Genomic DNA, 11669 nt, shown 5'->3' with positions numbered 1-11669 from the left:
AGGGAATGCTGTGGCACGTTGTTTTTACGGGCGGCTAGGGTTGGCCCTGGTACTGGTGTTGGCGGCGTCTACGGCGTTGGCGGGCAACACGCCTTGCTCCGGGCGCAAGGGTGGGATTGCCGGCTGTGATGGCGATCTGTTTTTGTGTAATGACGGGTCGATCAGTGCGTCGAAACGCAGTTGCACGGCGTATAGGGGCGGCAGTGCTGCGCGGCCTTCGCTGCAGCCGTTGCGCGGGGCGAGTGAGGGCTGTGGTTGTGGGACCGGGAGCTTCTGCACGGGGCCGCGGGGCGGGGTTTACTGCCTGACGCCCAGTGGCAAGAAGAGTTATCGGCGGCGGTGAGATCGTGCATTGGCTGCTGGCCTCATCGCGGGTCAAGTCGAGTCGTCGCACCGCCGCTCCCTCAGGGGAGCGCTACACCCGGAACATCTGCATCAACCCCTGCTGATGATTGGCCAGGCGGTTCAGCGCCTGGCTGATCTGCGCCGATTCTTGCGCCTGCCCCGACAGCGACTCGGTCACATCGCGAATCCCCGCTACGTTGCGGTTCACTTCTTCGGCCACCGCGCTTTGCTCTTCGGCCGCCGAGGCGATCTGCAGGTTCATGTCGGTGATCACCGTCACCGCTTCGCCAATTCGCTGCAGCGCCGGTAGCGCCTGTTCGGCCTGGGCGACGCTGTCCTGGGCCTGGCGGTGGCTGCTGTGCATGGTGTCGACCACTTCGCGGGTGCCTTGTTGCAGGCCTTCGATCACCACGCGGATTTCGTCCACCGAGTCCTGGGTGCGTTTGGCCAGGTTGCGCACCTCATCGGCCACTACCGCAAAGCCGCGCCCGGCCTCGCCAGCACGGGCGGCTTCGATGGCGGCGTTGAGGGCCAGCAGGTTGGTCTGCTCGGCGATGGCGCGGATCACTTCCAGCACCGAGCCGATCTGCTCGCTGCGGCTGGCCAGTTGCTGGACTTCTTGCATGCCGGCGGTCATTTCATTGGCCAGGCGTTCGATCGCCTGGGTGGTGTTGCGGATCATGCTCAGGCCTTCGCGGCTGGCAAGGTCGGCGCCGCGCGCAGCTTCGGCGGCTTGCGCGGCGTTGCGGGCGACATCCTGGGCGGTGGCGCTCATTTCCTGGGAGGCGGTGGCCACCTGGTCGACTTCGCGGTATTGCTGCTGCATGCCGGCGCTGGTCTGGCTGGCAATCGCCGCCGATTGGTCGGCGGTGCTGCGCGCATCCTGCACCGAGGCTTTGACGTCGGCAATCACCGGTTGCAGCTTGTCGAGGAAGCGGTTGAACCAGTGGGTCAATTCGCCGAGTTCGTCCTTGTTGGCGTAGTCCAGGCGCCGGGTCAGGTCGCCTTCGCCGCTGGCGATATCTTTGAGCATCGCCGCCACACTTAAAATCGGCCGGGTCACGCCACGGGCGGTCAGCCAGATCACCACCAGGCCCACCAAGGCCGCGGCCAGGGCCATCAGCAGGCTGCTGAGGTTGGCGCTGCTGTTGTGCGCGTCCAGGCGCGCGTTGAGTTCAATCGCCGGCGCTTGCAGCACCTGTTCGGGCACTTCCAGCAGCACGCTCCACGGTTGTGCGCCGGGCACCGGGGCGAACGACTGGCTGACCTGCAGCACGCCGTTGTCGCTGAACTCAGCCGCCTTGCCGGCGCGCATCTGCGCGGCCACGGCGCTGGCCTGCTGGCCGAACACTTGCTCGAATTTCTTGCTTAGCTGCGCGGCATCGCGGCTATGCCCTGCGAGCAAACCGGCGGGGCTGACGATGCTGACCTGGCCATTGCCGTCGAACAGCTCCTTGCGCCCGTCCAGGCTCAGTTGCTGCAGGTTGTCGAGGCTGATGTCCAGGCCCATGACGCCGACGATCTTGCCGTCCTGCTTGAGCGGGAAGGCGATGCTGGTCATCAATGGCGTACGGTCGCCGACGCTGTCGAAGTACGGATCGACTACACAGGCTTCACCGGTTTCCAGCGGGCAGGTGAGCCAGCGGTTGTAGGTCGAGCCGTTGGCCGACAGGCTGGTGTCGGCAAGCATCGACTCGGGCATGGCTTCAGACTCCAGCTCGCCGGGCTTGGGCTGCGACCAGTACAGCGAGAAGCGTCCGTTCTCGTTGCTGCCGACCGCGGCCTGATCGCTGAAGGCGCTGTCCTTGCCGTCCAGGGCGTTGGGCAGGAACACCAGGTACAGGCCGAGCAGGTCGGGGTTCTTGCCCAAGGCCTTGCGGGTCTGTTCGGTCAGGTCGTGGCGCAGGTTGTCGTTGCCCTGGGCCTTCAAGAACATCACCAGTTGCGCGACGCCATCGCCATACAAATACGCATCGCGAAAGTAGCGCTGGATATTCGCTGCCTGCAGCTGGGCCGAGGTGTGCAGGCGCAGCCGTGCGTTGTGGTCGAGCATCTGTGTGTTGGCAGTGTTGACCAGCGCGGCGCTGCGGCTCGACTGCATCAGCGTGGCCGCCATCAGCACCACCACGATAGCCAGCAGGCACAGGCCGGCGAGCAAAGTGATCTTCCATTGAATCAGCAGGCGGCGCAGCAGCATGAGGGCGTCCTTGTTCTGTCGGGTTGTTGAATGCACAAAGCCCGTCAGTATCGACGGGCTGTTTCCTACGGGCAGTTACTCGGCAATGAAGCTGGGCGGTGCGACCCTGAAGGCTTTGGTCAGGTACGCCAGGTACAACACCCCCAGCGTCGCCCACACCCCGCCGAACAGCAGCGAGTGGCTGTCCAGGTCCAGCCAGAGGATGGCGATGATACAAAAGCCGATGGTCGGCACCACCAGGTACTTGAGCTTGTCCAGCCAGGTCTTGTTGCAGCCCTCGCGCAGGTAGCAGTGCACGATCACCGAGAGGTTGACGAAGCTGAAGGCCACCAGCGCGCCGAAGTTGATCACCGAGGTGGCGGTCACCAGGTCGAAGAAGATCGCCGACAGCGAGATCAGCCCGACGATGGCGATGTTGATCACCGGGGTTTTCCATTTACCGTGCAGGCGGCCGAAGTAGCGCCGCGGGATGACGTTGTCGCGGCCCATGACGTACAACAGGCGCGACACGCTGGCTTGCGAAGCCAGGCCCGAGGCCAGGGTATTGATGAAGGTGCAGCAGATGAAAATCGACTGGAACAGCTTGCCGCCGACATACAGGGCGATTTCCGGCAGGGCCGCTTCGTGGTCCTGGAACCGGTCCATGGTCGGGAAAAACGCCTGGATGTAGTAGGACACGACGATGAACACCAGGCCGCCGATCAAGGCAATCAGGAAGATCGCCCGTGGGATGACTTTCTGCGCGTTCTCGGTTTCTTCCGACAGGGTGGTCACCGCATCGAAACCCAGGAACGAAAAGCAGAGGATGGTGGCGCCGGCGACCAGGGCGTTGAAGTGCGTGCCTTGATCGGCAAACGGCAGCAGGCTCCACGAAGTGCCGAGTCCTTCGCCGCTGTGCAGGCCGCGTAGGGTGAGGTAGATGAACACGCCGATGATCAGCGCCTGGATGGCGACGAACAAGGTGTTGAAGTTGGCCACCAGGTTGATGCTGCGCATGTTGATCAGGCTCATCACCGTGACGAAGCCCACTACCCAGACCCAGGTCGGCACCTCGGGGAACATCACCGACAGGTAGAGCTTGGCCAGCAGGGCGTTGACCATCGGCAGCAGCAGGTAATCGAGCAGCGACGACCAGCCGACCAGAAAGCCCACGTGTGGGTTGATTGCCCGGCGCGTGTAGGTATAGGCCGAACCAGACTCGGGAAAGCGCCGAACCAGCACGCCATAACTGACCGCGGTGAAGAGGATGCCCAGCAGCGCCAGTACGTAGGCGCTGGGCACATGCCCATTGGTGATGCCGGAGACGATGCCGAAGGTATCGAACACGGTCATCGGGGCGATGTAGGCCAGGCCAATGATGACCACTTGCCAGAGTTTCAGGGTCTTTTTGAAGTGTGCGTCCGCTGCGGAGTCGAGAACCGTTCCTGTGTTCTGCTGGTGTGCTGCACGCGAAGAGACTGGCATGGATGGCGCTTGCCCGTAGGGTTTGAAATTATTTTTATGAAGGTGAGGCAGGGAGGGAAAATAAGAAGAGTGACAGAGGTGTGTCAATTAAATTTTTACAAGAAATTTCTGGTTGGCACGGTGCGGGGTTCGAAAAAGCGATCTGTATGGCTCTATGGCGGGGTTTATGGGTAAGAGTGCGTGTTGAATAAAATAGACGCTGAGCTTTGTGTTTTTCAAAGTAATCGATTTATATCGATTACCTTGTCGCCATCGCGGGGCAAGCCCGCTCCTACTGACGCCGCCCATGCTTGACCAGCAATTTCTCAAGCTTCTCCCACAACGCCGCGTCGGTACTGAACGCGACGTTGAAGCGCATCCACCCGGTCGCTTGTGAGTCGACCATGAACAACTGCCCAGGGCCGAGCATGATGCCTTGCTCCAGGGCGTCGTCGACCAGCGCCGCGCTGTCGGCGATGGCCGGGTGGCGGGTCCACAGGTACATGCCTTCATCGCCTTCGATAAAGCGCTCGAAACCCAGCCGCGTGAGCTGTTCGCTGACCTGCTGCTGCGCATCGGCCAGGCGCTGGCGCAGGCGTTTGAGGTGCTTACGCCAGCGGCCGTCGGTGATGGCCGCGTACACCACCCGTTCCATCACCTGCGAGGTGGTCAGGCCCGAACGCATTTTCAGTTGCAGCAGTTGCTGCATCAGTTCGGGGTTGGCCAGCATGAAACCGACCCGCACATTCGGCGAGATGCTCTTCGAGTAGCTGCCGACGTACACCACCTGCTGTAGATGATCGAGGCTGGTCAGGCACGGCAGCGGCTCGTTGATCATGTCGGCGTAGAGGTTGTTCTCCACCAGGCGAAAGCCGTGGCGCGCGGCCAGTTGCAGCAGGCGGTGCAGTTGCGCCAGCGGCGTGCGCGAGGCGGTCGGGCTGTGCAGGTGCGGCTGGGTGAAGAACACCGTCGGCCGGTGGTGTTCGAGCAGCCGTTCGAGGTGGTCGAGGTCGTAGCCGTTGGGCGTGCGCGGTACGCCCAGAAGGGTCGCGCCCTGAAAACGCAAAATGCTCATCAGGTTGGGGTAGCCGGGGTCGTCCACCAGCACCACGTCGCCCGGGCACACCAGGGTGCGCACGGCCAGGTCCAGGGCCTGGCTGGCGCCGTGGGTGAGCATCAGCTGGTTGGGGTTGGCGACGATGCGCAGGTCCTGCTGCAGGTTCTGCGCGGTGAGGGTGCGCAGTTCCAGCAGGCCCATGGGGTCGCCGTAACCGCTCAGTTCCAGCACGCTGCTGGCAACCTGGCGCATGCCCCGGCGCAGGCCGTCTTCGAACATCCAGTCGTTGGGCAGCCAGCCGCAGCCGGGCTTGAACGCAAGCTGGCGGCTTTCGAAGATTTGCTGCAGGTACCACTCGGAGTTGAATTCCGGCTTGCCCGGTGCCGGCTCACTGGCCTGGCTTTCGATCAGCTCCACGGCCGAGCGGTTGACGAAGAACCCGGCATTGCCGCGGCTGACCAGCAAACCCTGGGCGACCAGGCGGTCGTAGGCTTCGACCACGGTGAATGTACTGACCGAATAGGTGGCGGCGAAGGCCCGGATCGAGGGCACCTTGGCACCGGGTTTGAGGGTCTGGTTCTCGATCAACTCCCGCAGCCCGTTGATGATCTGGTTGACCAGCGGGGGCGATGCGTCGGGTCGTAATTCAAGCATGGGGAAGCTGTGCCTTCAGGTGTGCGTAACGCCGGGCGCCTGCAGGAAAACGCGGTGTACTGCATCGGCGGCCTGTACAGTGCAGTGGATTTTTCATCGCGCTGTGCATGGCTCTATGTGTCGGACATTTTTACATTAGGGGTCTGTTATCGCTAGCTAAAGCACGTTGAAGCAGTATGAATAATCACAATGACACACATGCTTTCACCCTTGGGCACCGCCCAACCGCTCCTTGCGCACAGGTGGCACTGACCCGCCATCGCGCCATTGCACCGTTCAATCCGACCAGAGGTAATCCGCTGGCCCTGTGAGCAGCGTCGCCGACCCATGACCTGGGCCGGGCGATTGCGGCTGCCCGCAACTTTACCGATTCGAATGGGTGAGACCGCTGTAGCAGGAGGTGTCACGAGTTTCCTTGCATAAAAAGAACACGAGGTAGCTACTGATGGACGCAACATCCACATCCACTTCCACAGCGAAGGTGGAGCACGAGAGCAAGCTCAGCGCTTCGCTCAAGTCTCGCCACCTGACCATGATGTCGATCGCCGGGGTTATCGGCGGGGCATTGTTCGTCGGCTCCGGCAGTGTGATTCACAGCGCAGGCCCCGCGGCCATCCTGGCCTACCTGGCCGGCGGCATCCTGGTGGTGCTGATCATGCGCATGCTCGGTGAAATGGCGACTTCATCGCCCGACACCGGCTCGTTCTCCACCTACGCCGAGCGCGCCATCGGCCGCTGGGCGGGCTTTACCATCGGCTGGTTGTACTGGTGGTTCTGGGTGATTTTGATGGCCTGGGAAGCCTATGTCGCCGGCAAGATTCTGCACGGCTGGTTCCCGTCGATCAGCGTCAACGTGTTCGTCCTGGCCACCACCCTGGTGCTGATCAGCGTCAACTTCTTCAACGTCAAGCACTACGGCGAGTTCGAGTTCTGGTTCGCCTTGATAAAGGTGGTGGCGATCATCTGTTTCCTGGTGGTCTGCGGGTTGGCGGTAGTCAACCTGTGGCCCACCGGTGAAGTCCACGGCCTGAGCAACCTCACCGCCCAAGGCTTCATGCCCAACGGCATGGAGGCGGTGGTGGTGGCCATGCTCGGGGTGATGTTCGCCTTCCTCGGCGCCGAAATCGTCACCATCGCTGCCGCCGAGTCGAAGAACCCGTCCGAGCAGATCGTCAAGGCGACCAACTCGGTGGTCTGGCGGGTGTGCCTGTTCTACGTCGGCTCGATCTTCCTGATCGTCGCCCTGGTGCCGTGGAACGACCCGCTGATGGGCACCTCGGGCTACGGCTCGTACCGTCGTACCCTGGAGCTGCTGGGTATTCCGGGTGCGGAATTTGTGATGAACTTCGTGGTGCTGACTTCGGTAAGCAGCTGCCTGATCTCGGCGCACTACACCGCCTCGCGCATGCTGTTCTCGCTGTCGACCCGTGGTGATGCACCGTCGTTCTTCAAGATCACCCGTGCCGGTACCGGCGTGCCGGTGTTCTCGATCATCGGCTCGTGCTCGGTGGCGGTGTTCGTGGCCCTGATCAACTTCAGCGAAACCCTGCGCCCGAAAGACGTGCTCGACGTGCTGATGAACACCACCGGCATGATCGCCTTGCTGGTGTACCTGGTGATCGCCTTCTCGCAACTGAAGATGCGCCGCAAGCTCGAAGCCGAGGGCAAGCCGATCCGCCTGAAAATGTGGCTGTTCCCGTGGCTGACCTACCTGGTGATCGTGTTCATCATCGGCTGCCTGGTAACCATGGCCTTTGTCCCGGACTACCAGGTGCTGGTGTTCTCCACCGGTGCGGCGGCAATTGTCGTGGCCCTGATGGGCGCGGTGTTGCACGTGCGGGCGGCGAAAAAAGCGCTGTCCTGAAGCGCCCAATCGCGGGTCAAGCCCGCTCCCACAGGTTATACAAACCTCCTGTGGGAGCGGCGGTGCGGCGACCCGACTTGACCCGCGATTTGGCCCTCAAGTTACCCGCAAAATCTCCCCCACCAACCAGCCCAGCGCCCGGTCCTGCCCGCGCTGGGCCAGGTGCACCAGCTCAAGCTCGAACGCCTCCAGCGCAAACGGCAAGTCATGCAGCTGCAACGGCAGCAGCGTGGCGAAGTGACGTGCCAGTTGCGTCGGCAGCACCACGCACAAGTCCGACGCCGCCACCAGGTGCGCCGCCTGCAGGTAGTTGGGCGTGGTGTAGACGATCTGCCGCGCCAGGCCTTGTTCCCCCAGCCATTGATCGACCATGCCGCGGGTCTGCCCGCCATGCACCCAGAGGTGGCGCAGACGCAGGAAGGTGTCCAGATCCAGTGCGCCGTTCACCAGCGGATGATCCTGGCGCAGGGCAATCTGCAAGGTCTCGTTGCGCCAGTGATGACGGGCAAAGCGCGCCGGAATCTCGTCGAAGCGTCCCAGCACCAGGTCCAGCTGGCCACGGTCGAGGGCATCCACCGGCAGGCTTGGCGCCAGCGGGGCGATGTCCAGGCGCAGGTTCGGCGCGCGCTCCTGCAGGCGGCGCAGCAGGCCGGGCATGCACAGCTGTTCGACGAAGTCGGTCATGGCAATGCGAAAGGTCTGCCGGCTCAGGTGCGGGTCGAAGCTTTCACCGACATTCAGCGTTTGCTCGATCTGCTGCAGCGCCGAGCGGATCGGGCCTTCCAGGGCCAGGGCCTTGGGCGTCGGTTGCATGCGCCGGCCGATGCGCACCAGCAGCGGGTCGTCGAGCAGTTCGCGCAGGCGCGCCAGGGCATTGCTCACCGTCGGCTGGCTGAGGGCCAGGCGCTCGGCGGCGCGTGAGACATTCTGCTCGCGCAGCAGCACGTCGAGGATGCGCAGCAGGTTGAGGTCGAAGGTAGATATATTCATATTGCAAATATCACACATATGAAAATGAAATTTCTCAAATAGTAGGCAGCTGCTTAGGGTGTCGGCAATCCTTCTTTTCGACTTAGGGGGGCCGGTGTGAGCAACGACTTCGATGTGCAGCAGGCCGCAGTGATAGGGGCGGGGACCATGGGCCGGGGGATTGTCATCAGCCTGGCCTGTGCCGGCATTCCGGTGTTGTGGCTCGATGCCAGCGCGCAGATGGTCAGCGCCGGCCTGAAGATGGCTGCCGACACCTGGGCCCATCAGGTGGTCAAGGGCCGTATCAGCGAGGCGCAGGCCGAACAGAACCTGGCGCGCATTCGGCCGGTGGACGACTACGCAGCGCTGGCCGATGTCGACCTGGTGATCGAGGCGGTGTACGAGAACCTCGAGCTCAAGCAGGAAATCTTCCGCACCCTGGACCGCACCCTCAAGCCCGGCGCGATCCTCGCCAGCAACACCTCGGCGCTGGATATCGACGCCATTGCCGCCGTCACCCAGCGCCCGCAGCAGGTACTGGGCCTGCACTTTTTCAGCCCCGCGCACATCATGAAGCTGCTGGAAATCGTTCGCGGCCAGCACACCTCGGCGGCCGTGCTCGAACAGGCAAAAGCCCTGGGCCAGCGCCTGGGCAAGATCGCCGTGGTGGCTGGCAACTGCCGCGGCTTTATCGGCAACCGCATGCTTAAAACCTACGCCGACGAGGCGCGCAAGATGCTCCTCGAAGGCGCGCTGCCCCACCAGGTCGATGGCGCCTTGCAGGCGTTCGGTTTTGCCATGGGCCCGTTTCGCATGTACGACGTGGTGGGTGTCGACCTTGAATGGCGCGCGCGCCAATTGGCCGGGCAGGGCATGGACAGCCCGCTGGCGCAGGTCGACAACGCCCTGTGCGAGCTCGGCCGCTTCGGTCAGAAGGCCGGTCGTGGTTACTACCAGTACGCCGAGGGCAGCCGCGAGGCCGAGCACGACCCAGAGGTTGATGCCCTGATCGAGCGTGTTTCTGCCAGCCTGGGCTATCGCCGCCGGCTGATCAGCGCCCCGGAAATCGTCGAGCGCAGCCTGCTGGCGCTGGTCAACGAAGGGGCGAAGATCCTCGAAGAGAACATTGCCGCCAACAGCCACGACATCGATCGGGTCTACCTCAATGGCTACGGCTTCCCGGCCGCGGTTGGCGGGCCGATGCACTGGGCTGACAGCCAGGGCCTGGCGTCGATCCAGGAACGTCTGGAGCGCCTGCAGCGCATGCTGGGTGAACATTGGCGGCCAGCGCCGCTGATTGCCCGCTTGGTCGCCGCCGGCAAAGACTTTGCTGTTGTCCAGGAGGGCCGGGCATGAGCTATCAGGCACCGCTGCGCGATATGCGTTTCGTGCTGCACGAGCTGTTCGATGTCAGTGGCCATTGCCAGCAACTGGGCAACGGCCTGGACCGCGAGACCATCGATGGCGTACTCGAGGAGGGCGCTCGTTTTGCCGCCGAAGTGGTCGCACCGCTGAACCGTAACAGCGACGAGCAGGGGTGTCGTTTGCACGACGGTCAGGTGACCACGCCCGATGGCTTTCGCCAGGCCTACAAACGCTACGTCGAGCAGGGCTGGGCGAGCATGACCGGGCCGCTGGATTTCGGCGGCCAGGGTTTTCCACAAATGGTTTCGGCCAGTTTTCACGAGATGCTGATGGCCGCGTCGCTGTCGTTTCGCATCTACTCCGGGCTCACCGAAGGCACGGTGCTGGCGCTGGATCGCCATGGCAGCGCCGCGCTCAAGGAGCGCTACCTGGCGCAACTGGTCAGCGGCGAATGGACCGGCACTATGTGCCTTACCGAGCCCCAGGCCGGCACCGACCTGGCCCTGTTGCGTACCCGCGCCATGCCCCAGGCCGACGGCAGCTACCAGCTCAGTGGCAGCAAGATTTTCATCAGCGGCGGCGAGCAGGACCTGAGCGCCAACATCATCCACCTGGTGCTGGCGCGTTTGCCCGACGCACCGCCCGGGGTCAAGGGCATCAGCCTGTTCCTGGTGCCCAAGCGGCTGGTCAACGCCGACGGCACCCTCGGCGCGCGCAACGCTTTGAGTTGCGGCGCGCTGGAACACAAGATGGGCATCAAGGGCGCTTCCACCTGTGTGATGAACTTCGACGGCGCCAGCGGCTGGCTGGTGGGCGAGGCCAACCAGGGCCTGGCCTGCATGTTCACCATGATGAACGACGCACGCTTTCAGGTCGGCCTGCAGGGCCTGGGCATTGCCGAGGCGGCGTTCCAGGGGGGGCTGGTATATGCCCGCGAGCGCTTGCAGTCGCGGGCCATCAGCGGCGCCAAGGCGCCGAACAAAGCCGCCGACCCGATCATCGTCCACCCCGATGTGCGGCGCATGCTGCTGACCCAGAAGACCCTCAGCGAAGGCTGTCGCATGCTCGCCGCCTACACCGCGGGCCAGCTCGATCTTGAACACCATTGCAGTGCTGCAAAACGTCGCGCCGCCTTGCTGATCCCGATCGTCAAAGCCTTCTTCACCGACTGCGGCCAGGAAGTCGCCAGCCTCGGCGTGCAGCTCTACGGCGGGCATGGCTTTATCCGCGAGTGGGGCATGGAGCAGTTGATGCGCGACAGCCGCATCACCCAGCTGTACGAGGGCACCAACGGCATCCAGGCCCTGGACCTGGTTCGGCGCAAGCTGCTTGGCGATGGCGGCAGTGAGCTCAATGCGCTGATCGATGAGCTGGCAACGCAGGTAAACCAGGCTACCCGTCAGGCGCAGATGGCCGAGCGGGTAGGGCAGTGCCTGCAGCAGTGGCGGGCGCTGGGCGAGTCGGTGTTGCAGGCCTGCCGCCACGACCCGGAAGAGATCGGCGCGGTGTCGGTGGATTTTCTCGCCTACTCGGCCTATGTGTTGTTGGCGGCCTTGTGGCTGCAAGCGGCAGAGCGCGCCAGCGCGGCCCTGGCGGCCGGCAGCAGCGAGGCGGCGTTCTACCAGGCCAAGCTGCAGGCGGCGGACTTTTACCTGCGCAGAGTCTTGCCGCGTGCCGGCGCCCACCGTGAAGCCTTGCTGGCCGGTGCTGGTTGCCTGATGAGCCTGCCGGAGGCCGATTTCGCTTTCTGATTTACCTGCGGGCATCACAACAAC

At 63.5% G+C, this 11669-nt stretch carries 8 protein-coding genes and 1 pseudogene; 4 read left to right on the top strand and 5 right to left on the bottom strand.

Features of this window, described 5'->3' with window-relative positions; translation table 11 throughout:
• The first annotated feature begins 10 nt into the window (after window positions 1-10).
• Window positions 11-343 (top strand): YdcA family protein, encoded by a 333-nt coding sequence (locus tag ACZ9A3_RS13835; protein ID WP_082075390.1) that lies wholly within the window; start codon window positions 11-13, stop codon window positions 341-343.
• Between the two features lie 72 nt (window positions 344-415).
• Here the strand turns inward: ACZ9A3_RS13835 and ACZ9A3_RS13830 are convergent, their stop codons facing one another.
• The 4 genes and pseudogenes from ACZ9A3_RS13830 to ACZ9A3_RS13815 all read right to left on the bottom strand — a co-directional run bounded on the left by ACZ9A3_RS13830 (window position 416) and on the right by ACZ9A3_RS13815 (window position 5696).
• Window positions 416-1171, bottom strand: a complete 756-nt coding sequence (locus ACZ9A3_RS13830; protein WP_371128676.1) for a methyl-accepting chemotaxis protein — start codon at window positions 1169-1171, stop codon at window positions 416-418.
• Between the two features lie 102 nt (window positions 1172-1273).
• Window positions 1274-2281 (bottom strand): annotated as a pseudogene (locus ACZ9A3_RS13825) (methyl-accepting chemotaxis protein); the annotation flags it as partial.
• Window positions 2282-2617: 336 nt separating this feature from the next.
• On the bottom strand, window positions 2618-4006 hold the full coding sequence (locus tag ACZ9A3_RS13820) for an APC family permease (RefSeq protein ID WP_476252795.1): 1389 nt from the start codon (window positions 4004-4006) through the stop codon (window positions 2618-2620).
• A gap of 271 nt (window positions 4007-4277) precedes the next feature.
• Window positions 4278-5696: an aminotransferase-like domain-containing protein gene (locus ACZ9A3_RS13815; RefSeq protein ID WP_476252794.1), complete on the bottom strand. Its 1419-nt coding sequence runs from the start codon at window positions 5694-5696 to the stop codon at window positions 4278-4280.
• 445 nt (window positions 5697-6141) lie between these two features.
• On the opposite strand from ACZ9A3_RS13815, the gene ACZ9A3_RS13810 reads away from it, so the two are divergent.
• A complete protein-coding gene (locus tag ACZ9A3_RS13810; RefSeq protein WP_045194356.1) occupies window positions 6142-7560 on the top strand; it encodes an amino acid permease in 1419 nt (472 codons plus the stop codon).
• 96 nt (window positions 7561-7656) lie between these two features.
• On the opposite strand, the gene ACZ9A3_RS13805 is transcribed toward ACZ9A3_RS13810, so the two are convergent.
• On the bottom strand, window positions 7657-8550 hold the full coding sequence (locus ACZ9A3_RS13805; protein WP_371128644.1) for a LysR family transcriptional regulator: 894 nt from the start codon (window positions 8548-8550) through the stop codon (window positions 7657-7659).
• 96 nt (window positions 8551-8646) lie between these two features.
• Here ACZ9A3_RS13805 and ACZ9A3_RS13800 point away from each other — a divergent pair, with 96 nt between their 5' ends.
• Both ACZ9A3_RS13800 and ACZ9A3_RS13795 read left to right on the top strand, forming a co-directional pair.
• On the top strand, window positions 8647-9885 hold the full coding sequence (locus ACZ9A3_RS13800) for a 3-hydroxyacyl-CoA dehydrogenase (protein ID WP_476252793.1): 1239 nt from the start codon (window positions 8647-8649) through the stop codon (window positions 9883-9885).
• On the top strand, window positions 9882-11645 hold the full coding sequence (locus tag ACZ9A3_RS13795; RefSeq protein ID WP_476252792.1) for an acyl-CoA dehydrogenase C-terminal domain-containing protein: 1764 nt from the start codon (window positions 9882-9884) through the stop codon (window positions 11643-11645). The genes ACZ9A3_RS13800 and ACZ9A3_RS13795 overlap by 4 nt, the downstream gene beginning before the upstream one ends.
• Window positions 11646-11669 lie beyond the last annotated feature (24 nt).

This window comes from Pseudomonas sp. TE4620, assembly GCF_056279045.1.
This window is presented reverse-complemented; position numbering and strand designations above follow the sequence as displayed.

Coding starts and splice junctions, on each gene's coding strand:
- ACZ9A3_RS13810 (WP_045194356.1), top strand. CDS start 6,142: ATGGACGCAACATCCACATCCACTTCCACAGCGAAGGTGGAGCACGAG.
- ACZ9A3_RS13830 (WP_371128676.1), bottom strand. CDS start 1,171: ATGCAGCAGCAATACCGCGAAGTCGACCAGGTGGCCACCGCCTCCCAG.
- ACZ9A3_RS13805 (WP_371128644.1), bottom strand. CDS start 8,550: ATGAATATATCTACCTTCGACCTCAACCTGCTGCGCATCCTCGACGTG.
- ACZ9A3_RS13815 (WP_476252794.1), bottom strand. CDS start 5,696: ATGCTTGAATTACGACCCGACGCATCGCCCCCGCTGGTCAACCAGATC.
- ACZ9A3_RS13795 (WP_476252792.1), top strand. CDS start 9,882: ATGAGCTATCAGGCACCGCTGCGCGATATGCGTTTCGTGCTGCACGAG.
- ACZ9A3_RS13820 (WP_476252795.1), bottom strand. CDS start 4,006: ATGCCAGTCTCTTCGCGTGCAGCACACCAGCAGAACACAGGAACGGTT.